Origin of the sequence: Frankia torreyi (assembly GCF_000948395.1) — a bacterium.
GTDB lineage: Bacteria > Actinomycetota > Actinomycetes > Frankiales > Frankiaceae > Frankia > Frankia torreyi.
The window spans coordinates 32,034-53,023 of sequence record NZ_JYFN01000036.1 but is presented as its reverse complement, the minus strand read 5'-3'; the positions used below and the strand labels follow the sequence as shown (position 1 = coordinate 53,023).

Genomic DNA, 20,990 nt, shown 5'->3' with positions numbered 1-20,990 from the left:
CGATACCCACAGATGCAGTCAGGCTGGTGGTCTCGATCTGTGCTGGTAATAATCACGAAGGCTGACCGGGGTGCTAATCTTCGAATGGCGATCTGTCGGTGATCGCTAGCTCGATCCGCATGATTGCTCTCATCCGCGACATCATAAGGATGATCTCGTCCAAAAGCTCAATGACCTCCTCCAGTAGGGGCTCACGCGTGTTCGCATCGCTTGCGCGCTCAATCTGCTTCAGGAGTCGATAGGCCTCGGTGAGCTGGGCGTTGATGCCACCTTCGCTGTTGAGAACCTCGTCGCTCGCAGTCATCTGAGCTTCTGCCCGGCTATCACGCTGGGCTCGTCGGGCCGCCGCCACCTCCGCCGCTTCGGCCTCGCCGGCAGACTCTGCCTTTAATGCGTAAGCATAAGCTAGCATCGCGTCGCGATAATTTCGATCATTGGCGTTCAACTGGACATAGCAGTTACGCCGTTGATCCATATTTCGCCGTTCCTTGGCGGCCTCTTGCTCTGCAAGGCGTTGGCGCTCGTTATGCTCCAACTCTTGAAGTCTGACGCGCTGCGACAACTGCTGGCTAAATATTGAAGATGCCAGAGTGCCGCACACTCCGACAACTGCGACAATGAGGGAAGCGTTCTCACTAGAAATTTTCCACCTCGCATAAGAAATGAGGGGTAATCTTGGTCGTGTTATCGTTTCCTGTCTCCCGTGATCTCGCTTGGTAGGTGTGCGGGTCGATTCGCTCGGAGCATGGCACTGTGATGCGGTCTCCCGGCCAGATGTGCTAGCGCGTACTTCTCGTCCTCAGCCGCTAACCGGATATGTGTGGCGGATGGGCGCGGCGCCCTGCCTCGCTTTCGGCTGCTCTCCCAATCTGTTAGCCAGTAACGCTCTTCGAATATCTCCGGATCGTCTCGGCAGTGCGGGCTGCGACGCGCCCGGCGAGCACGGCCGTCTACGGCCGCGCGCAGGCGGTCGCGCGGCGCGGCCCGCACCGTGTCTTGATCCTAAACAAGGGATTCGGCAGCGTGCGATGGTTTTTCGACATGCTGCCGCCGGGTGTGCATGCCGGTCGGCGTGCTTCTGGCCCTCATCGTGGTTCAGGTGGTGAGGTTGATGTGGTGGCGGATGTCCCAGCGGTAGGCGTGGCCGTCTCGGCGGAGTTCGAGGAGGTCGACGCTGGCTACGGGGAGGCTGATCGGTGGGCGCTGCCGTAGGGAGGTGAGGCGGCCGATGACTTCGGTGGCCGGTGGGGTGGCGTTGCAGTAGGTGACGCTGATGTGGGGCTTGAACCGGGCCGGCTCGTCGGACACCCGGTCCGGGCCGAGCGCGGTGCCGATGGCGGTGCGTAGTCGTTCCCGGAGTTCGGCAACGGGTGCCCAGGGGGCGGCGCGCAGGAACGTCCCGCCGGGATAGGCGGCGATCGGGCCGACAGCCAGGGTGAACGGTTCGATGTCGGCGCACTGCTCGTCCGCGGCCTTCCTGAGGGCGGCGACCTGGTCGGGGGGCATCTCGTCGGCGAACGCGACTCCCTGCACGGTCATGTGCAGGCCGTCGACGGGCACGGGGTCGAGGTAGTCCAGGTCGGCAAGCTCGCGTTGAAACCCGGCCACATGGTCGGTGAGGGCCTGGTCGTGGAAGACGAGATATCAGGTCAGGTAGTGCCGGTCGGGTCGCCATCCGGGGCGCCACCACCAGTGGTCGGCCATCCGCTCGGTGCGGCGGAAGGTTTCCCAATTGTCGGCGTCGGCCTGCTGCTCGGGGGGTGAGTGGCACGGCCCAACAGGCTATGCCGTGGGCATCCGCCACGCCTTGACTGCGTCCGCGACGTTCGCGATCTCCGGCACCGTGCGCCAGGGGGCGGCGGTGGTCAGGAAATTTTTGGCCCGGCGGCCGACGACCTCGGCGCTCGCTTCCAACTGTTCCAAGGAGGCGTCATCGACGTTGGACGCGGCGAAGAGCTGCATCCGCCGGGTGACCTCGTCCAGCTCCTCATCGATCGCCCACGCGGCGACCCCGACCGCGGCGAGGACCGTCCGCCGGTCCGGCCCAGCGTCGGCGGCTACTACCGCGACGGCTGATCCCGGAGCGCCTTCGGCCGGCTGGTCCGCGGGGGATGGGGCGGCGGCGAGGCCGAGGCGCTCGCGGGGGATGTCGAGTCCTTCGGCGAACTTCTCGTAGGTCTCGATGCTGGAGACCTGGCGCTTGCCGTTGAGGATGAGACTGATCGTCGGCTGCGGCACCCCAGTCATGGTCGCGATCTGGGGTTGAGACGCGCCGGTTCACCGCTTGTAGATCGCCAGCACGGTCCGCATGTCGCGGTCGGCGAGGGCGGCGGCCATGTCGGGCCGGTGCCGCAGTCCGTTGGCGCAGTGGGCAGCGGGAAGCGAGGCCGGATGTTGAAAACAGCAGTAACCAGCCGGAAGGCGCCGAGGATGAATGATGCTTGCCCGCGGCTGCCGGGCTGGCTGCTTGGGCCACAACGGCAGACCGGCTGGAGCGGCTGAAATGCCTGGTGGGAGCGGGTGCGCCGTCAGGGACTTGAACCCCGAACCCGCGGATTAAGAGTAGCGGGCGCTTCGTCCGACGATGTCCGCAGCCGTCCGCCGGGCCGGGCAGACCAGGGTGCCAAGTCCGTGGGCGTCCCTGCCCGTCCACCGACGTCCGCCGGCTCGGGTACAGCGGTGGGTACACCGCCTGGCCAGCGAAGGAGCGATGCTTGGGCGAGCACTCGCTTATGGGGACGCAAAGTGTCCCGGCTGAGTATGCCTTGGCCCAAGCTCGGAGGGTCGGGGGGACCTATGCGCCCGCCCTACCTGCACCAGCGTCCATTCAGGCGATGCGCCGAACCTTCTAATCCGTAGATTTATGAGAGCTGTCCATGCCTGTCCGCCAGAGTCCATCGACGCAGCTAGCGCACGCGACGGCGCCCGCCTACGTCCACGGGCGTCCACCCCCGTTGCAGTACGACTGGGGTACGGCGCCCCTCCGATGAAGGTGACAATGCGTATCCGCCGGGGTCGACGGGCAACCACCGCCAGTCTCGCCGCTGGCAAGGCGAACGGGTCGGGCTGTCCGCTGCAACTGGCTCTGTCTCCCGGCCGTCCGCCGGCGTCCCCCTGCCTGCCTTTCTGCCCCCTGGCGTGCGCGATGGCGGGAGGCCGACCAGATTACCGCGCCATGGCCAGATCGCACAAACCTGCTCAGACCGAGGTCCAACCAGCCGTGCGTCCGTGGACTTCGCGCGTTCGCCTGTTGGACGTCGGGCGGTATTGCGCCGGTGGGGCCGGTCGAAGCCGTGAGAGCAGTGTCACTCTAGTCGCGAATGTCGCTATTGAGCGTAAATTGGTGAATGATGACGATTTCCACGGATGTATTGCCGTAGCTGCCCCCGCTACCGCCGATTCTCTGCCATGTCGTACGATGGACAGCTTCACTCGTCTTAGGGGATGACGTCAGCTAACGAAGAAGGAATCTGGATGCCTACGGCAACATCGGTCGAAAAGATTTATCTACACGTTTCGACTCTTCGCAAAGAGGATGTCGCCGCATTCTCGACTGGCAAGTCGAGACATCCATTTCCGATCGTCGAGATTGTTACCCAAGTAGTTTCCGACCGACTCGCCCTTGCTGGAGAAAAACTGCGTACCGGCGATGGAATGATCAGAGAATCGTATTATCGCTCGGCCATTAGTAGGCATTATTATGCAATGTACCATGCGGCACGAGCAGTTGTATTCGCGGTCGAAAAAGGAGATGATTTTGAGAGACACTCCGAACTTCCGCGCCATTTGCCGAAGCAGATGGCAGGTGTTGTAACGATGGAAGCCGAGCTGACTGAAGCTCGTCTTCTCCGCAACCAGGCTGACTATGATTGCTATCCAGCCAATTTGCAGGCATGGGAGTATGACGCCAGGAAACTTGCCGCAAGTGCGGCGGTGTTCGTAAAAACCTGCGAATCTTTTGTTATCGAGAACGGATACGTGTGATGTCTGAGCACATTTATGATCTGACACAGAAGCTATCCGAATGGGATATTAGAGTTCAGAAAGTCGATGAGCGGGAATTTCCCGGTGAAAGGTGGTTGATTATTTATGTCGACAAAGAGGACCTTGTAAAAGCCCAGAGTTTCGCGGGCCCCCTCGAGCGCGAGCTTAATCAACGATACAAAAGTGATTCGGCTTTCGCGGTAACGTTCAGATCGTCCATCGGCGATCCAATAAACCCCGATGTGCCGAATGAAGTGGGCCCACTTGCAAGTCAAAATGTCACCCAGTTGATTCAGCTTCTTGAGGCGCGGTCCCGCACCTCGGATGCGCTTCCAAGTCTGCGTTATGTAGAGGACCCTCGGGCAAGTCTGGCTGCAACGATTGCTTCGAGACACCATCTCATTTATGGCCGTCGAGGTGTGGGAAAAACATCATTGCTGCTAGAGGCTAAGAGTATGGCTGAAAAACAGGGTCACGTAGCTATATGGGTTAATACCCATATCGTGCGTCGACTTGACGCCGATGCCGCTTATCTAGTGATAGCAGATTTGATTCTGTCGGCCATAATAACGCATCTCGGATCATCCCGTTCTCCAACAGCCTCAAGATTGAGTTCGGAACGGGACAGTATAGCTGCCCTGAGGTCGAGAGATAGATTGGAGGACGGTTCAATCGACCCGAGAATCGCGAGTATCAACAGTGTGCTGCGTGGCGTCCTTCGTGATGGAGTCGTGCGCATGTATGTTTTCCTTGATGATTTCTATCTGCTCCCCGGAGATCAACAGCCTCTTCTACTTGACTATCTCGCAGGAACTTTGCGCGACTGTAACGGGTGGCTTAAAGTAGCGAGTATTGAGCGACTCACTCGGCCATTTGAACCGTCTTCGCGAACAGGGCTCGAGTTGCCGCATGATGCATCAAAAATCGACCTGGATGTGACGCTCGAGAATCCCAAAGCAGCTCAGATCTTCCTTGAATCGGTCCTGTCCGAATACACAATCGCCTCCGGTGTCGGTGCTCCTTCTGTAATCGCGAAGAGCTCCGCTCTCGGGCGCTTGGTGTTGGCGTCCGGTGGCGTTCCACGCGACTACTTGAATTTGTTTGCATCATCTATCGTGGTCGCGCGCAAGAATCGGACTAAGCCGGACAAGATAGGAAGCCAGGATGTGGCACAAGCGGCCGGTGATGCCGCGCGAAGCAAGAAGCGTGACTTGGACCAAGATGTTTCATCCGCTCGGTCGAGCGAACTAATCTCGGCACTTGATGCAATCTCCTCTGCCGTGAGAGGCGCTAAGTATACATACTTCAGAGTGGATATCTCTCAGAATCGAAGCCCCGGGTACGAAGTCCTAGCTCGACTCGTCGATCTCCGCTTTGCGCATTTGATCGAGGCTTCACTTTCCGATCAGCATCGAGCGGGCATAAAATACGAAGTCTACGTGCTTGATCTTAGCGAGTACGCGGATGTGCGTCTGAAGCGCGGCCTCAATGTCCTAGATTTGGAGAATGGTCAATGGACCAATCAGTTCACCGGAAAGGCTAATAGCCTGCAGCGCCTGACGGGGACACGCTTCCGCGATCACCTTCGTCAAACTCCTATTCTGAAGCTCGGAGATTGGGTGGTGTAGCGTTTGTAGATCCATGGCAAGTCGCGTCATTCGCGGCACGCGAATCCGAGATAGCGAGGGGTCATGTCGTTTCATACCCGCGTCGCGTCGCTGACGGCCGGCGGTACTCCTCGGTTGTGGAATTATTTGTAACAGGGGGCTGGCGACGCACCGGCGAGCACGGCCGTTTACGGCCGCGCGCAGCCGTCGCGCGGCGCGGGCCCGCACCGCGGCTTGATCTTAAAACGGGGGATTCGGCAACGTGCTGCGGGTTGGTCGCGGTCAGGCGCCCGGCCTGGTGGGCGTGCTCGTGGTCGTGGTTCAGCCGGTGAAGTCGATGTGGTGGCGGATGTCCCAGCGGTAGGCATGGCCGTCGCGGCGGAGTTCGAGAAGGTCGACGCTGGCGACGGGCAGGCTGATCGGTGGTCGTGTGCGTAGGCCGGCGAGTCGGCGGATGACCTCGGCGGCTGGTGGGGTGGCGTTGCAGTAGGTGACGCTGATGTGCGGCTTGAACCGGGCTGGCTCGTCGGACACCTTGTCCGGACCAAGGATCGCGCCGATGGCGGTGCGCAGTCGGTCGCGGAGGTCGGCGACGGGCTGCCAGGGGGCGGTGCGCAGGAACGTTCCGCCGGGGTAGGCGGCGATCGGCCCGACGGTGAGAGTGAAGGGTTCGACGTCCGCGCACTGCTCGTCCGCGGCCTTGCCGAGCGCGGCCACCTGGTCGGCGGTCATCTCGTCGGCGAATGCCACACCTTGCACGGTCATGTGCAGGCCGTCGACGGGCACCGGGTCCAGGTAGTCCAGGTCGGCAAGGTCCTGCTGGAACCCGGCCACGTAGTCGGTGAGCGCCTGATCGTGGAAGACGAGATACCAGGTGAGGTAGTGCCGGTCGGGTCTCCAGCCGGGGCGCCACCACCAGTGGTCGGCCATCCGGTCGGTGTGGCGGAACGTCTCCCAGTCGGCGGCGTCGACCTGCTGCTCGGGTGTGGGTGGCACGGCCCAACAGGCTATGCGGTGGGCAGGCGCCAGGCTTTGACTGCCTCGTGCACGTTCGCGATCTCCGGGACAGTCCGCCACTGGGCCGCGGTTGTCAGGAAGTCCTTGGCTCGGCGGGCGACTACCTCGGATCGCAGGTCGGCTCCGATGGCGAGTGCTTCGCTGACCAGTACTCCGGCCCGGTCGGGTTCGGGTGATGGTCCGGCGAGGTAGGTCATGCTGGCGTCGACGAGGGTCAGGGCGTGGCTGGCAGTGGAGTCGGCGGCAGCGAAGATGGGGATCGCCTGGTCGGTGAACTCCCGTGCCCGTAGATGGGCACCGGCGGCGAGGTAGGCGCTGGCGGCGTTCCCGGCGATGCGGGAGGCGGTGAACGGGTCGAAGGACAGGAAGTAGCCGACCGGGTCGGCGTCCTCGATCTTCGCGTGGGCGGCGAGCGCCCGACCCACTGCCTCGTCTACTCCGGCCGCGTCGCCCAGCTTGCCGAGGGTGCGGGCTTCTCCGCTGATGGCGAGGCGGATGGAGGCGGGGCCGCCGCGGGCGTAGCGCTGCCCGTCGCGGGCGAGGTCGAGTGCTTCGCGGTATCGGCCGCCGTAGTAGGCGATGAAGCTCTGCGTGCCGCGGACCCACGCGGCGAGGTCACCATGCCCGGCGGCCTTGGCAAGGCTCATCGCCTCGTTGCAGTAGGCGCGGGCCACCAGCTCGTTCCCGAGGTCGAACGCGAGATAGCCCAGGAGACCCGAGAGTTTCCCGCCGATCAGATAGAGATGGGCACGCTGGGAGGGGTGCTGATGTCCGGTGAGGAGTTCGGCAACCCATCGGCGCTGCTTCAACGCGACCGGGTAGACGGTGGCGGCATCGCTGGTCTCGTAGCGGCGGCCGACGACCTCGATGCTCGTCTCCAATTGGTCCAGCGCTGTGTCATCGACGTTGGACGCGGCGAAAGCCTGCATCCGCCGGGTGACTTCTTCCAACTCCTCGTCGATCGCCCATGCGGCGCCGACCGCGAGGACTGTCCGCCGGTTCGGGCCGTTGGCTGGTTCGACCTCGGCCGACTTGGGCGCTGCGAGTCCAAGCCGTTCGCGGGGGATGTCGAGTCCTTCGGCGAACTTCTCGAAGGTGTCGATGCCGCTGACGTGCCGCTTGCCGTTGAGGATGAGGCTGATCGTCGGCTGGGGGACGCCGGTCATGGTGGCGATCTGGGGTTGGGATGCGCCGGTCCACCGCTTGTAGATCGTCAGGATTGCCTGCATGTCGCGCTCGGCGAGGGCGGCGGCCATGTCGGGCCGGTCCCAGAGGCCCGCAGGGGCGGTGGGAAGCGGGCGTCGTCGGGTCATGGCGGGCGGCTCCCGTCAGGTGACGGTTCTACTGGGCGGCGATGTGTGCACCGTAGGCCAGTGTATCCACGCTGGGTATTCAGCCGCGTATCTATTCCGAACTGCGTCGTGGCGTCAGCGTACGTCCAGGCCGTCCCGTTGTCGCCTTGATCGCGCGGTGGGGCGCCGTCCGCACATCGACGCGGCAGGAAGGACGACATGGGTACGGATGCGACATCCGCGGAGGTCAGGGCGGTGGAGCCGTCGGGGACCCGGGGCATGGCGAACGCGGTGGCGTTCGGGGTGGTGCGGTTCGAGCATGGTGGGAGTGGGCTGGTTCGGGACACGGTGCTGACGTTCCCGTCTGCGGCGGATGCCGACCGGTTCGCCTCCGATCGGGGCTGGTCGGACTACCAGGTGTGCCCGTTGCGGTTTCTGACCGAGTCGCCTCCCGACTCGTCCGCAGGATGGATGGTGCCCGGCGGACCGTTGGAGCACCTGGTGGCCCGACGTCGGCGGATTCGGTGAACCGGCCGGCCTCTGCGCGGGGAGAGGAGACGGGGGTGCCTCGGCCGGCGGTGGCGATGCTGCCGTGGGGAGAGGGGGAATGGGCGCTCGTCGTGCAGCCGGGATCGGACTCGGCGGATCTGTTCCGGGCGATGGCGGACATGCCCTCCGGGCTGGAGTTCGCCACGGCCTACGGGGATGTTGACCTGGTCATGGTCTATCGGATGCGCCATCCGGAGATGCTGTCCCGGCGGGATCTGCTGACGTTGCATGGCTCGGTGTTGCCAATGCCGGATGCGGTGCCGGACCGGGCGCGGTGGATGACGTCCGGTGAGCAGGAGGCGTACAAGGCCGGTTACGCCGAGGCGCTGACCACGGTGCGGCTGTTTCTGAGCCGTCTCGCCGGGGTCGGCCCGGAGCCGGGGGCGGGTGATGCTTCGCCTGTGTCGTCGGATTCGGCTGCGTCATCGGATGTGGTGCCGCCGGGCTGAGTCGGGCATGGTCGGTACGGCTGCGGGCCGGACCTGCACGCGGAGCTATTCCGCTGCCGGGTCCGGCCCGTTGTCGTGTTCGCCGGGCTGCTCCAGGCCGTCGCCGTCGTCCGGGACGGGCACGCGCAGACGGGCGCCGATGGTCGCCACCTGCCGTTCGATCCGCAGCAGTACCTCAAGGATCTGCCGGTCGATCGGGGCTGGTGGGGCCGTCACGGTCTGTGGGGGTGCGCCGAGCAGGACGGTCAACAGGTGGTCATCGGGCCAGTCCAGGGCGCGGGAGATCGCCACAAGGGTGGAGTCGTGCGCCCGGCGGCGGCTCGTTCCGCGCTGTAGCTCCCGCAGGGTGGCCACGGACACCCCGGATGCGGTGGCAAGAGCCTGCTGTGTGATGCGCCGTTCTCGCATGCGTGCGGTGATGGCCTCGCCGACTGCTTTCCAGTCCTCGGCCGCGGTGTCGCGCACCATCTCCGATCATCNCCCCCGCCGTGTTTGTCGCCCGTCAAACGATAGTGCGCTCTGTGCGCTGTCCGGAAGGCTGTCGTGACGCGGGGCGCGTTTCCATAGCGGGACGTTATCCCTTCGCGTATATGCGCTTGGCGAGCGCTCGGCGAGCGGAGCATTGTGGGTTCTGTCCGACCGCGGCCGGAGCACCGGCGGCGGGGCTGAACCCTACGGAGGCTGATAGTTCATGGCGGTGCCGTCGCGTATTCCGGTGCGTTTCGAGGACGTGTTTCCGGCGGGTGCGTTTGTGCTGGGGGNGGAGGCGTCGAACGACTATGACAAGGTGAAGGCGAACCTGCCGGACGTGCAGGCACGGGACAAGGACACCGGCGAGCGGGTGTGGGTGGTGCGGGTGTTGGACGCGGACCCGGCGGCCCGGCAGGCCGAGGTGAAGGTGAAGATCACCGGTGAGGTGCAGCCGGTTCCGCCGGAGGTGATGCCGGGGACGCCGTTTCGGCCGGTGGTGTTCGAGGGTTTGACGGTGACGCCGTGGGTGGACACCAACGGGTCTCGTCCGCGGCAGGGTTTCGCGTTTCGGGCGGCGGCGATGGTGGCCGTGGGCCAGTCAGGCCGGCGCGCGTCGGCGGTCGCGGCATGAGCGGCGGAGAGCGGACGCCGTCGTACCTGTCGGTGGGCCTGTCCGTTGGCGGGGACTGGCGGGTGACCTGCCACACCTACCCGGACCGCGGGCCGATCCTGGCCGTCGATGCCGCTGGGATGTCGCTGGTCGTCTCGGCGAAGCAGGACACCCCGAACACCGATCAGATCAACTTCGCTTATGCGCTGCTGGCCGGAGTGAACGACTACCTCAACGCCTGCGAGACCCGCCAGTTCGAGGCGGAGGAATCAGCAGACCCGGCGACGGAGAAACGCGCCGCATAGCACTACCACTCTCTTTTCCGGCCGGCGGCCCAGAGGGTTCCCATAATTCAGGCCCGCCTGCCGCGCTTCCTTGCTTCCTTCCCTTCTCTCCTGTCGTTTCGTGCGCTCGAAATCAGGTGGTATTTGTCATGTCCAGAATCAGGGGTGACCGGCCGGCGCCGCGCATTCCGACCCGTGCGGACAAGGTGCGGGTGCCGTTGTGGATGCTGCTGCTGGCCGTCGCGGGCAAGGGCCTGTGGCTGGCGGTCCGCTGGTGCTTCCGGCACCGGGTCGCGGTCACGGTCGTGGTCGGGCTGCTGCTGTTCGTCCACCGGTTCGGACTGCTCGGTCTCGCCGCGCTGGCCGGCGGGCTGGTCGTGGTGGTGCTGGTTTGGGCGCGGCTGCACCCGCGGTCGTGCTCCTGGCTGGGCCGCTGGCTGTGGGGCCGGACGCGGCTGGCGTTCGTCTACCGGTGGCGCTGGCGAGCGGCGATGGTCCACACCGACCTTGCCATCCGCATGCCGACCTCGAACGCCGATCAGGTGACCTTCGACGAGTACTTCCCGCGTATCCGCACGATCCGTTCCACTCGGGCTGTGGACGTGCTGCGGGTGGAACTGCTGCCCGGTCAGACCCCCGAGCAGTGGGCGGAGCAGGGCGAGGCGCTGCGGCACATCTTCCGGGCCCGGCGCTGCCAGGTGCAGGCCGAGACATTCCGCTTCGTCCGGCTGCACTTCCACCACCGTGACACCCTCGCCCGTCCTGTCACCCCGGCCCGGCTCGACGGGATGAGCAGCGGTCCGGGCGATGCCGACCCTGACGCGGCCGGCGTCGACCCGGACCGCGGACCCGTCCACGCCGCTTACGCCCGGCTCGTCGCCGGACTGTCCGCCATTCCCGTGGGCCGCTGCGAGGACGGATCGCCCTGGACGCTGCCCGTGCGTGGGACGCATGTCCTCGTCGCCGGTGCCACCGGCGCGGGTAAGGGCTCGGTGCTGTGGTCGGCGTTGCGGGGCCTCGGCCCGGCGGTACGGGCGGGGCTGGTGGAGCTGTGGGTGTGCGACCCGAAGGGCGGGATGGAACTGGCCTTCGGCCGGGCGATGTTCACCCGGTTTGCCACCACCACGGACACCATCGCCGCTCTCCTCGACGACGCCGTGACCGTGATGCAGGACCGGACCGCCCGGCTGTCCGGTGTGACCCGGCTACACACTCCGACGACCACAGAGCCGCTGATCGTTCTGGTGGTCGACGAGATCGCCTCGCTGACCGCGTACGTGACCGACCGGGAGCTGAAGAAGCGGATCGGGGCGGCGTTGCCGCTGCTGCTGTCGCAGGGCCGGGCGCCCGGGGTGGTGGTCCTGGCCGCGGTGCAGGACCCGCGTAAGGAGGTGCTGCCGTTCCGGGATCTGTTCCCGGTGCGGGTGGCGCTGCGGATGACCGAACCCGACCAGGCCGACCTCGTCCTTGGTTCTGGTGCCCGGGACCGGGGCGCCCGCGCCGAGGAGATCCCGCTGTCCCTGCCCGGGGTCGGCTACGTCCTGCACGACGGCAACCCCGACCCCATCCGGGTCCGGGCCGCGCTCATCGACGACGACGAGATCACCCGCACCGTGCACACTTACCGACCGGCGGCGGCCGGCGGCTGGGTGCCTGATCTCGACGCCTTCAGCGGCCACGACCCCGACGATGCCCCCGATCCCCTCGACCGGCTCGACGATGCCGCGTGACCGCGCTATCCCTCGGACCTGACCCGGCCGCTCCCGTCCCTTCCCCTGGGGGCGGTGAGCGTCCGGGTTCCCGGGCCGCCCGCATGCGGATGCCGCTGGCCCGCCACGTCGTCGAAGCCGTCGCGGTGGAAAACGGGGTGTGTATCCGGCCGATGCCGATGCGCCGCACCAACCTGGACACCGGCGAAACACAGATCATCCCTGTCCCCTGCGGCGCCACGTTGGCATCGAAATGTCCTCCGTGTGCGGAGAAAGCGCGTCGGCTGCGGATGGCGCAGTGCAAGACCGGCTGGCACCTCGACGACGAACCGGTCCCCGACCCCGACCCGCCGACCGGCGACGCCAAAGCCCTGGCGACCCTGCGCGCGGACCTCGAAGCGGCCCGCGCCGACGTCCTGGCGGCCGGCGACACCGAGCAGGCTGGGGAGATCGACGAGCTGATCGGCCAGGTCGACGACGAACTGGCCGCGCTCGGTGTGCGTGGCAAGGCTGCCCCGGACAACCGGGACCGGCCGCGCCGTGTCCGCTCGACGAAGAGGCGTCAGGATGCCCCCGACCTGCCCCGGCTCCCCGTCGACCGGCGCACCGTCGGGCAGACCTTCGAGGCGGCGGACGGGACGGTGTGGCGGCCGTCGATGTTCCTCACCCTGACCTGCGACAGCTACGGCCACGTGCACAAGGACGGAACCCCGGTCGACCCGGCGTCGTACGACTACCGGCGGGCGGCGCGGGACGCGATCCACTTCCCGAAGCTGATCGATCGGTTCTGGCAGAACCTGCGCCGCGCGGTCGGCTGGGATGTCCAGTACTTCGCCGCCCTTGAACCACAGAAGCGCCTTGCGCCGCATCTGCACGCGGCGATCCGCGGCACCGTGCCCCGGGCGATGCTGCGCCTGGTGGCAGCGGCGACCTATCACCAGGTCTGGTGGCCGTCGACCGACCGGCCGGTCTACGACGACCACCGGCTACCCGCCTGGGACGACACCGCCGGCGGCTACGTCGACCCCGACACCGGGGCGCCGCTGCTGTCCTGGGATGACGCACTCGACGGCATCGGCGAGGACGACGAACCCGCCCACGTCGTCCGCTTCGGCCCCCAACTCCGCGCCGACGGGGTGACCGCGAACACGGCCACCACCGGCCGGATGATCGGCTACCTGACCAAGTACCTGACCAAAAGCCTCGACGCCTGCCACGACATCGCCAGCGACCCGCAACGACGCCACGTCGACCGGCTCGCCGACGCCCTGCGCCACGAACCCTGCTCCCCGACCTGCGCGAACTGGCTGCGCTACGGCATCCAACCCCGCAACGCCCGACCCGGTCTCGTCCCGGGACGGTGCAAGGGCAAGGTCCACCGGCGGGAAACCCTCGGCTTCGGCGGCCGGCGCGTCCTGGTCTCGCGGCGCTGGTCCGGCAAAACCCTTACCGACCACCGGCACGACCGGGTCGCGTTCATCCGCCAGCAACTCGAAGCCTTCGGCCACACCGGCGACGGACCGGCCGGCGACCCTGCCGCGAATCGCACCGCCTGGCAGCTCCTGCGCCCCGGCGACCCTGCCGCACCCCGCCGCGAACACCTCCTGTTGCACGCCGTCGCGCAACGCCACGCCTGGCGGGCCCAACTCGACGCCGCTCGTGCTGCGGCCGGCGGGGGCCTGCTTCCGGCAACCGGCCCACCGCTGCCCGATGCCGCCTGAACCCCACCCCCTGGACATCCACGGAGAGGACCCGTGACCAAGCTCCTGCTCACTCCTACCGAGGCCGCGGAACTCCTCGGCGTCAGCCGCAGCACCATCTACGAACTCATGAACTCCGGCGACATCGAATCCGTGCGCATCGGCCGGTCGCGGCGCATCCCCTCGGCCGCGCTGGTCACCTTCGTCGCCCGGCTGCGCGGCGAGGGACACGCCGCATGACCGGCAAACGCCCCTACGCCCCGGCCCGCGGACCACCAGGGGCGAGCGCGACTTCTCGGCAAACCAAAAGACGGTCCCGGCGGGTGCTGGAACACCCGACCGGGACCTGAGCCCCACCCCTTGGCCTTAACAAGGAGAGAGACCTGTGCCCATCTTCTCGTCCGACGCGCACGGCGCATGGCGCACCCCCGGCGACGACCACCCGATGCTCCTCGCCCGGGTCGACCACAACGGCGACCACGAACTGACCATTCGCCCCGGCGCGGACATCGGCGACCTGGTCGCCCTGCTCGCCACCCTGCCGCCGGACGCCTTCTTCACCGAACACTACGGCGACGTCGACGCCACCCTGATCTTCCGACCGGTCCCCGAACGTCCGGCAACCACCCCGACCGGCGGGAGCCCCACGGCGGGTCCGGCGGCGGCAAGCGTCACCCGCCCGTAGCGGGACCTGTCGCCCCACCCATTTTTCTTCCGTTCTCTGGTGGCGCCTGAAGCTGTCGGGGTGTCGGACGGGTCCAGGGTCGGCCGCAGGCCGATCGCGCAGCGACGCGCAGCGCCCTGGATGCGGCCGGCGCCCCGGCAGACCATTCCTGCGCCAGAGAACCGGAACCCCACCGGCACCGGGCAATCCCACCCGCGGCCCGCGCACCTGTTCCCGTTCTTCTTCCGGCAAGGAGCTGTGCTCACCATGCCCACCCACCCCCCGGCGGCGCCCAGAATTGCTCTCGTTCAGGCGCTGACCGACCACCTCGACCGGGCCGCCCGCGGCCAGGGACGCACCTACCCACAGGCCGACGGAGAGACCAAGTTCGCGTGCGACATGGAAGACAGCTCCTACGGCTGCCCTTGGTGCGACGCGGTCGAATGGCCGGGCGGCAACCCGCTGGACGTGGCCTGATGGCCGCGCGGTCCGCCGGTGGAGACGACCGGCAGAAGCGGCGACGCTCGCAGGGCGAGGGCGCCTTGTTTCAGCGGTCCAGCGATGGCATGTGGGTCGGTCGCCTGGATCTCGGCTGGGAGGGCGGTAAACGCGTCCGGAAGACGGTCTACGCCAAGACCGAGAAGGAATGCCGGCAGAAGCTCGACAAGGTCAAGCGCGCGGCGGAACTCGGCGTCAACGTCACCGCCGAGCGCCGGACGACGGCGGTCTGGCTGGGGGAGTGGCTGGAAATCAAGGAAGGGGACGGAACGCGGGCCTCGACGCTCCGCGCCTACCGCTGGCTGATCAACACGCACATCATTCCGGTGATCGGTCGTGTCCAGCTCGACAAGCTCACGCCGCTGGACGTGCGGCGGCTCGTCAGCACGGCGAGGAAGGCCGGCCTGTCCGCGGGAAGTGTCCGGCACGTGCACAGCCTGATCCGCAACTCCCTGGCGGAAGCCGAACGGCTCGACCTGGTCGCGCGCAACGTGGCGAAGGCGGTCAAGGCGCCCCCCGTGCCCCATCGTGAGGTGCGCGCGCTGCGGCCGGAAGAGGCACGCCGGCTCGTCGAGGTCCTCCGCGGTGAACGGCTCGAAGCGGTCTTCGCCTGCGGTCTGATGCTCGGGCTCCGGCGCGGTGAAATTCTCGGCCTTCGCTGGACGGACGTGGACCTGGGCGGCGCCACGCTCCAGGTCCGGCAGACGCTGCAACGGGTGGACGGCTCGTTGCGGTTCGTCCCGGCGAAGACGGACCGTTCACACCGGAAGCTGCCGATCCCGCCCCGGCTGGTGACGATCCTGCGGCGACACCGCGCCACGCAGACCGCGGAACGGACGGGGCTCGGCGACGCGTGGACGGAAACCGGCCTGGTGTTCACCTCGTCGGTCGGCACGCCCCTGGAGCCGCGCAACGTCAACCGGCGGTTCGAGGTCCTGCGCCGTCAGGCCGATCTGCCGTGGCTTCGGCTGCATGACCTTCGCCATGCGTTCGCGTCGATGCTCTTCGCCGAGGGGGTGCCGGCCCGGACGGTGATGGAGCTGCTCGGGCACTCCACGATCCAGCTCACCATGAACACGTACACCCACGTGATGCCCGAGACGCAGCGCGACGCGGTCGACCGACTTGACCGGATCTTCGGCGAGCCGACGCACAGCGACGACGACGAACCCGACGAGGACGACGGCGAGGAACTGGCGGGCTGACGCTGCACCCAAGGAGCCAGGGGCGCCCCGGATGGCTGTGTACCTCGCGCAGCGGCCCGGGGCGTCTGCCGTCTCTGTCACCGAGGCGCGAAGAGCTAGGGTACAAACTTGGGTACAGAGATCACTCTAAATACATCACCGAAAGTCATATGACCTGGTGGGAGCGGGTGCGCCGTCAGGGACTTGAACCCCGAACCCGCGGATTAAGAGTCCGCTGCTCTGCCAATTGAGCTAACGGCGCGTTGCCTTCGCGTTCCCCTGCGGTTGCCGCGTCGACATGGAGAACTCTACCAGGCGTCGCGGGGGTGTGGTCGGGGGGGGGTCGGACCTGCGGGCCGAGGCGCTCGGGCGGAGGGCGGCGACGGCCCCGGTGGGGGCGGGGTGGACGGGCGGATCCGGGGCAGGGTGTGGTCCGGGCCCGGAGCGGTCCGGGCATCAACCGGGTTCCAGGGATGTTTCGCTGATAGACATAGCTGACCGCGACCGGGTGCCGTGCGGCGTACGGTCGGGCAGGGCTGGAGGTTGACGTCGATGCGTTCCGTGGCGTCCCCGTGCCGCCCGCGGCCCGCGCGTCCGATGCTGGCGCCCGCGCCCCGCCCGCGCACGGCCGGATCCGTCGGAACCTGCTGACCTGGAGGTCCACCGCGAGCCCCGAACCATCCTCAGCCGAGACGCCTCGCCTCGCCGGTGGGCCGTCTCGCTCCGCGCATCCCGCTGCCGATCCGCCTCAACCGGGCGGATCGGAGCTTCCGCACCAGGGCCGCCGCCCCGCCGCAACGACGGACCCGCCGCCGACAGCCGAGACCCCGGCGGCGAGCGAGATCGCGCCGGCGAGCGAGAGCCCTGCGGTGAGAGACAGCACGGCGACGAGCCGTGGCCCGGCGGCGGGCGAGAGGCCGGCCCGAGCGGACGCACCGCAGCGTGACCAGCCGGATCGCTGGCTGCGGCGGCTCGGGCGGCAGGTCATGGTCTACCGCCGCAACGTCATCCTCGCGTTCGGCGCGGCGCTGCTCGGCACGCTCGTCACCGCCGCCGTCCCGCTGGTCGAGCGGCAGGTCATCGACAACGTCGTCGTCACCCACCGGCACTCGCTGACGCCGTACCTGGTCGTCCTGCTCGCCGCCGGTGTGGCCATTTTCGCCACCGCGTTCGTGCGGCGGTACGTGGGCGGCCGGCTGTCGCTCGACGTCCAGTACGATCTGCGTGACGAGGTTTTCAGCACCATCGAGCGGCTCGACGGGGCCCGGCAGGACCAGGTCCAGACCGGTCAGGTGGTCAGCCGGGCGATCTCGGACGTCGGCGCCATCCAGGGACTGCTGTCGTACCTGCCGATGGTCGCCGGCAACCTGGTGCTGTTCGTCGCCTCCCTGGTCGCGATGGCGTGGCTGTCGCCGCTGCTGACCCTCATCGCCCTCGCCATGGGGCCGGCGCTGTTCCTGCTCGGCTTCCGGGCGCGCAGGACCGTCTTCCCCGCCACCTGGGCGGCCCAGCAGCAGGCCGGCGAGGTCGCGGGGGCCGTCGAGGAGGCGGTCGCGGGCGTCCGGGTGGTGAAGGGCTTCGGGCAGGAGGACCGGGAGCTCGACCGGCTCGCCGGGCATGCCCGGACGCTGTTCGCGCTGCGGATGCGGGCCGTGAGGATCACCAGCCGGTTCGGTGCGGCGATGCAGGCCGTGCCCGCGCTCGGGCAGGTCGCCGTGCTGGCGCTCGGCGGCTGGCTGGCGCTGACCGACCGGATCACCCTCGGTACCTTCCTCGCCTTCAGCACCTACCTCGGGGCACTCATCGGCCCGACCCGCACGCTGGCCGGCCTGCTCACCGTCGGCCAGCAGGCCAAGGCCAGCACGGTGCGCATCTTCGAGATCATCGACTCCCACCCGGCGATCACCGACGCGCCGGACGCCACCGTCCTCGACACCGCCCGCGGGCTGATCGAGCTGGACGGGGTGACCTTCGGCTACCAGCCGTCGCGGCCGGTGCTGCGCGACATCAGCCTGCGCATCTCCCCGGGCGAGACGGTGGCCCTCGTCGGCACCTCCGGCTCCGGCAAGTCGACGATCTCCCAGCTCCTGCCCCGCTTCTACGACCCGCAGGCCGGCACGGTCCGCCTCGACGGCCACGACGTCCGCACGCTGACGCTGGCCTCGCTGCGCGCCCAGATCGGGGTGGTGTTCGAGGACAGCTTCCTGTTCTCCGACACGGTTCGGTCGAACATCTCCTACGGCCGGCCGGACGCCACCGACGACCAGATCGTCGCCGCGGCGCAGGCGGCGCAGGCCGACGGCTTCATCCGCGACCTGCCGAACGGCTACGACACCGTCGTCGGCGAGCAGGGCCTGACCCTCTCCGGCGGGCAGCGCCAGCGGGTCGCGCTCGCCCGCGCCCTGCTGTCCGACCCGCGGGTGCTGCTGCTCGACGACGCCACCTCCGCGATCGACGCCCGCATCGAGGCCGCGATCCACGCCACGCTGCGCGAGGTCATGCGCGGACGGACCACCCTGCTCATCGCGCATCGCCGCTCCACCCTGCACCTCGCCGACCGGATCGCGGTACTCGACGCCGGCCGGATCGTCGACGTCGGCACCGAGGACGAGCTGGCCGCCCGCAGCCCGCTGTTCCGCCGCCTGCTCGCCGGCCCCGGCGACACCCTCGCCGAGGACGCCGAGGAAGACCAGGAAGAGCAGCTCGTCCAGCCGCCCGGCTTGGTGGTGACGGAAGACACCGGCAGGCCGCCGTCCGGCCGGGCGTTCGGCGCGGCGCCGTCGGGCTCGGGCTTCGGGGCGGCGCCGTCGGGGCGTGGGTTCGGCTCCGTTCCGGGGGGACGCGGGTTCGGCGGGGGACGATCGGGACGGGTGCTCAGCGGGGGCGGGGCGTTCGGGGACGTGCCGGCGACGCCGGAGCTGCTCGCCAGGGTCGACGCCCTGCCGCCGGCCCGCGACGACCCGCGGGTCGACCAGGCCGCCGCCGCGGCGCCCGACCCGGACTTCACGCTGCGCCGGCTGCTGTCCTGGGTGCGCGTCCCGCTCGTGGTGGGGCTGCTGCTGGTCGCCCTCGACGCCGTCGCCGGCCTCACCGTGCCGGCGCTGGTGCGCCACGCGGTCGACGCGGGCGTGAGCGCGCAGGCGCGCGGTGTTCTGTTCGCCACCGCGGGCGTCGCGCTCGCCGTCACCCTCGCCGACTGGCTCGTCCAGATCTGGCAGACCCGGGTCACCGGCCGAATGGGCGAGCGGCTGCTCTACGTGCTGCGGGTCAAGACGTTCGCGCAGTTGCAGCGACTCGGGCTCGACTACTACGAGCGCGAACTGGCCGGGCGGATCATGACCCGGATGACGACCGACGTCGACGCCCTGTCGACGTTCCTGCAGACCGGCCTGGTCACCGCGATCGTCAGCCTGCTGTCCTTCTTCGGCGTGCTGATCGCGCTGCTGCTGCTCGACGCCCAGCTCGCCCTCGTGGTCATCGCCGTGCTGCCGGTGCTGATCGCGGTGACGGTGGTGTTCCGGCGCCGCTCGTCGGCCGCCTACACCGAGTCCCGGGAGCGGGTCAGCGCCGTCAACGCCTCCCTGCAGGAGAACCTGACGGGGCTGCGCGTCGCGCAGGCGTTCGGACGGGAGCGGGTCAACCAGGAGCGGTTCCGCGGGCTCGCCGACTCCTACCGACGTTCGCGGATGCGGGCACAACGGATGATCGCCCTGTACTTCCCCTTCGTGGAGTTCCTCTCCCGGATCGCGGGCGCCCTCGTGCTGGGCATCGGCGCGCATCTCGCCGTGCACGGATCGCTTTCGGCGGGTGCGTTGCTCGCCTTTCTGCTGTACGTCAACCTGTTCTTCTCACCGGTGCAGCAGCTTTCCCAGGTGTTCGACGGCTACCAGCAGGCGATGGTCGGCCTGCGCCGGCTGTCCGACCTGCTGCGCACCCCGACGTCGACGCCGCCGGCCGAGCACCCCCGCCCGGTCGGCCGCCTGTCCGGCGAGGTGGTGCTGGACGACGTCCACTTCGCCTACACCATCGCCGGTGGCGCGGCGGGCACCGGGGGCGCTGGTGGCGCGGCGGGTGCGGCCGGTGCGGCCGGCACGCAGCGCCCGGCGGGGAACGCCGTCGACGGGGTGAGCCTGCGCATCGCCCCCGGCGAGACCGTCGCGTTCGTCGGTGAGACGGGCGCGGGCAAGTCCACCGTGGTCAAGCTCATCGCCCGGTACTACGACGTCACCGGCGGGGCGATCCGGATCGACGGCGTCGACCTGCGTGAGTTCGACCTGTCGGCCTACCGCCGCCGGCTCGGTGTCGTCCCGCAGGAGCCGTTCGTGTTCTCCGGCACGATCCGCGACGCCATCGCCTACGCCCGGCCCGACGCCGCCGACGACGAGGTGCGGGCCGCGGCCCGCGCGGTCGGCGCCGACACTTTCATCGACACCCTGCCCGACGGCTACGACCATCCCGTCGGCGAGCGGGGGCGTGGACTGTCCGCCGGGCAGCGCCAGCTCCTGGCGCTCGCCCGCGCCGAGCTCGCCGACCCCGACATCCTGCTGTTCGACGAGGCGACCGCCGCCCTGGACCTCGCCACCGAGGCGGCGGTCACCGCCGCCGCCGAGGCGGTCACCACCCGGCGGACCACGATCGTCATCGCCCACCGGCTCACCACCGCCGCCCGCGCCGACCGGGTGGTGGTGATGGCCGACGGCCGCGTCGCCGAGCAGGGGACGCACGCCGAGCTCCTCCACGCCGGCGGCCCCTACGCCCGCCTGTGGGCGGCCTTCACCGCCGACGCCGCACCGCCCGACGCCGGGCCGTCGGGGGCTGGCCGCCAGATCGGCGAGGCGCCGACGGAGTCCGGAATGGCGGACCATTCCGTAATGTCATGATTCGATCCCCCGCCGGTGGGGATGTTCTCTGCAGGGATGGACGAATGTCCGCCGGTTACCCTGCCGGTCCCGCCGATGCGGCCGGGACGGCG

General features: G+C 68.3%; 19 protein-coding genes, 1 tRNA gene and 1 pseudogene. 14 read left to right on the top strand and 7 right to left on the bottom strand.

Annotation, left to right across the window (positions count from 1 at the left end; genetic code table 11):
- Positions 1–73: 73 nt before the first annotated feature.
- The 3 genes from FF36_RS34990 to FF36_RS38560 all read right to left on the bottom strand — a co-directional run bounded on the left by FF36_RS34990 (position 74) and on the right by FF36_RS38560 (position 2,247).
- Positions 74–601: a hypothetical protein gene (locus tag FF36_RS34990; protein WP_206778466.1), complete on the bottom strand. Its 528-nt coding sequence runs from the start codon at positions 599–601 to the stop codon at positions 74–76.
- Positions 602–1,095: 494 nt separating this feature from the next.
- Positions 1,096–1,608, bottom strand: coding sequence for a 2'-5' RNA ligase family protein (locus tag FF36_RS20485; protein WP_236705718.1), 513 nt, complete (start codon positions 1,606–1,608; stop codon positions 1,096–1,098).
- A 174-nt stretch (positions 1,609–1,782) separates the two neighbouring features.
- Positions 1,783–2,247 carry a helix-turn-helix domain-containing protein gene (locus FF36_RS38560; protein ID WP_236705717.1) on the bottom strand — a complete coding sequence of 155 codons (465 nt, stop codon included), beginning with the start codon at positions 2,245–2,247 and terminating at the stop codon, positions 1,783–1,785.
- A 1,227-nt stretch (positions 2,248–3,474) separates the two neighbouring features.
- Between FF36_RS38560 and FF36_RS33065 the strand changes: the two genes are divergently transcribed.
- Together FF36_RS33065 and FF36_RS33060 are read left to right on the top strand one after the other, a co-directional pair.
- A complete protein-coding gene (locus FF36_RS33065) occupies positions 3,475–3,984 on the top strand; it encodes a HEPN domain-containing protein (RefSeq protein ID WP_157871729.1) in 510 nt (169 codons plus the stop codon).
- Entirely contained in the window at positions 3,984–5,612 is a 1,629-nt protein-coding gene (locus tag FF36_RS33060; protein ID WP_128423346.1) for an AAA family ATPase, read from the top strand. The genes FF36_RS33065 and FF36_RS33060 overlap by 1 nt, the downstream gene beginning before the upstream one ends.
- A 300-nt stretch (positions 5,613–5,912) precedes the next feature.
- Here FF36_RS33060 and FF36_RS20475 read toward each other — a convergent pair whose 3' ends face one another.
- Both FF36_RS20475 and FF36_RS20470 read right to left on the bottom strand, forming a co-directional pair.
- Positions 5,913–6,587, bottom strand: coding sequence for a 2'-5' RNA ligase family protein (locus tag FF36_RS20475; RefSeq protein WP_052681256.1), 675 nt, complete (start codon positions 6,585–6,587; stop codon positions 5,913–5,915).
- A gap of 11 nt (positions 6,588–6,598) precedes the next feature.
- Positions 6,599–7,921 (bottom strand): helix-turn-helix domain-containing protein, encoded by a 1,323-nt coding sequence (locus tag FF36_RS20470; protein ID WP_044886746.1) that lies wholly within the window; start codon positions 7,919–7,921, stop codon positions 6,599–6,601.
- A 198-nt stretch (positions 7,922–8,119) separates the two neighbouring features.
- On the opposite strand from FF36_RS20470, the gene FF36_RS20465 reads away from it, so the two are divergent.
- A complete protein-coding gene (locus FF36_RS20465) occupies positions 8,120–8,428 on the top strand; it encodes a hypothetical protein (RefSeq protein WP_242419288.1) in 309 nt (102 codons plus the stop codon).
- 35 nt (positions 8,429–8,463) lie between these two features.
- Positions 8,464–8,898: a hypothetical protein gene (locus FF36_RS20460; RefSeq protein ID WP_242419289.1), complete on the top strand. Its 435-nt coding sequence runs from the start codon at positions 8,464–8,466 to the stop codon at positions 8,896–8,898.
- Positions 8,899–8,943: 45 nt separating this feature from the next.
- Here the strand turns inward: FF36_RS20460 and FF36_RS20455 are convergent, their stop codons facing one another.
- Positions 8,944–9,366: a helix-turn-helix domain-containing protein gene (locus tag FF36_RS20455; protein WP_044886743.1), complete on the bottom strand. Its 423-nt coding sequence runs from the start codon at positions 9,364–9,366 to the stop codon at positions 8,944–8,946.
- A 223-nt stretch (positions 9,367–9,589) separates the two neighbouring features.
- Between FF36_RS20455 and FF36_RS38555 the strand changes: the two are divergent.
- The 9 genes and pseudogenes from FF36_RS38555 to FF36_RS20415 form a co-directional block, all read left to right on the top strand.
- Positions 9,590–9,659: pseudogene (locus tag FF36_RS38555) on the top strand (plasmid replication, integration and excision activator); the annotation flags it as partial.
- Between the two features lies 1 nt (position 9,660).
- Positions 9,661–10,000: plasmid replication, integration and excision activator (locus tag FF36_RS38550; RefSeq protein WP_242422671.1), on the top strand; the 340-nt coding region annotated here is incomplete at its 5' end.
- Complete coding sequence (locus FF36_RS20445) at positions 9,997–10,284, top strand: hypothetical protein (protein WP_044886741.1); 288 nt, start codon at positions 9,997–9,999, stop codon at positions 10,282–10,284. The genes FF36_RS38550 and FF36_RS20445, both read left to right, overlap by 4 nt.
- 128 nt (positions 10,285–10,412) lie before the next feature.
- Positions 10,413–11,993, top strand: a complete 1,581-nt coding sequence (locus FF36_RS20440; RefSeq protein ID WP_044886740.1) for an FtsK/SpoIIIE domain-containing protein — start codon at positions 10,413–10,415, stop codon at positions 11,991–11,993.
- 83 nt (positions 11,994–12,076) lie between these two features.
- Positions 12,077–13,693 (top strand): replication initiator, encoded by a 1,617-nt coding sequence (locus tag FF36_RS20435; protein ID WP_242422669.1) that lies wholly within the window; start codon positions 12,077–12,079, stop codon positions 13,691–13,693.
- Between the two features lie 33 nt (positions 13,694–13,726).
- On the top strand, positions 13,727–13,912 hold the full coding sequence (locus FF36_RS20430; RefSeq protein WP_044886738.1) for a helix-turn-helix domain-containing protein: 186 nt from the start codon (positions 13,727–13,729) through the stop codon (positions 13,910–13,912).
- 145 nt (positions 13,913–14,057) lie between these two features.
- On the top strand, positions 14,058–14,357 hold the full coding sequence (locus FF36_RS20425; protein WP_044886737.1) for a hypothetical protein: 300 nt from the start codon (positions 14,058–14,060) through the stop codon (positions 14,355–14,357).
- A 246-nt stretch (positions 14,358–14,603) separates the two neighbouring features.
- Positions 14,604–14,813 (top strand): hypothetical protein, encoded by a 210-nt coding sequence (locus FF36_RS20420; RefSeq protein ID WP_044886766.1) that lies wholly within the window; start codon positions 14,604–14,606, stop codon positions 14,811–14,813.
- Positions 14,813–16,039, top strand: a complete 1,227-nt coding sequence (locus FF36_RS20415) for a tyrosine-type recombinase/integrase (RefSeq protein WP_044886736.1) — start codon at positions 14,813–14,815, stop codon at positions 16,037–16,039. The genes FF36_RS20420 and FF36_RS20415 overlap by 1 nt, the downstream gene beginning before the upstream one ends.
- 168 nt (positions 16,040–16,207) lie before the next feature.
- Here FF36_RS20415 and FF36_RS20410 read toward each other — a convergent pair.
- Positions 16,208–16,280: transfer RNA gene (locus FF36_RS20410), tRNA-Lys, on the bottom strand.
- A 724-nt stretch (positions 16,281–17,004) separates the two neighbouring features.
- Between FF36_RS20410 and FF36_RS20400 the strand changes: the two genes are divergently transcribed.
- Entirely contained in the window at positions 17,005–20,898 is a 3,894-nt protein-coding gene (locus FF36_RS20400; RefSeq protein ID WP_044886734.1) for an ABC transporter ATP-binding protein, read from the top strand.
- The last annotated feature ends 92 nt before the right edge of the window (positions 20,899–20,990 follow it).

What these genes read in the sequence shown, in the direction of transcription:
- FF36_RS20435 (WP_242422669.1), top strand. Translation starts at nt 12,077, where the DNA reads ATGCGGATGCCGCTGGCCCGCCACGTCGTCGAAGCCGTCGCGGTGGAA.
- FF36_RS20400 (WP_044886734.1), top strand. Translation starts at nt 17,005, where the DNA reads ATGGTCTACCGCCGCAACGTCATCCTCGCGTTCGGCGCGGCGCTGCTC.
- FF36_RS20440 (WP_044886740.1), top strand. Translation starts at nt 10,413, where the DNA reads ATGTCCAGAATCAGGGGTGACCGGCCGGCGCCGCGCATTCCGACCCGT.
- FF36_RS20420 (WP_044886766.1), top strand. Translation starts at nt 14,604, where the DNA reads ATGCCCACCCACCCCCCGGCGGCGCCCAGAATTGCTCTCGTTCAGGCG.
- FF36_RS20465 (WP_242419288.1), top strand. Translation starts at nt 8,120, where the DNA reads ATGGGTACGGATGCGACATCCGCGGAGGTCAGGGCGGTGGAGCCGTCG.
- FF36_RS20455 (WP_044886743.1), bottom strand. Translation starts at nt 9,366, where the DNA reads ATGGTGCGCGACACCGCGGCCGAGGACTGGAAAGCAGTCGGCGAGGCC.
- FF36_RS20445 (WP_044886741.1), top strand. Translation starts at nt 9,997, where the DNA reads ATGAGCGGCGGAGAGCGGACGCCGTCGTACCTGTCGGTGGGCCTGTCC.
- FF36_RS20470 (WP_044886746.1), bottom strand. Translation starts at nt 7,921, where the DNA reads ATGACCCGACGACGCCCGCTTCCCACCGCCCCTGCGGGCCTCTGGGAC.
- FF36_RS38560 (WP_236705717.1), bottom strand. Translation starts at nt 2,247, where the DNA reads ATGACTGGGGTGCCGCAGCCGACGATCAGTCTCATCCTCAACGGCAAG.
- FF36_RS33060 (WP_128423346.1), top strand. Translation starts at nt 3,984, where the DNA reads ATGTCTGAGCACATTTATGATCTGACACAGAAGCTATCCGAATGGGAT.
- FF36_RS33065 (WP_157871729.1), top strand. Translation starts at nt 3,475, where the DNA reads ATGCCTACGGCAACATCGGTCGAAAAGATTTATCTACACGTTTCGACT.
- FF36_RS20415 (WP_044886736.1), top strand. Translation starts at nt 14,813, where the DNA reads ATGGCCGCGCGGTCCGCCGGTGGAGACGACCGGCAGAAGCGGCGACGC.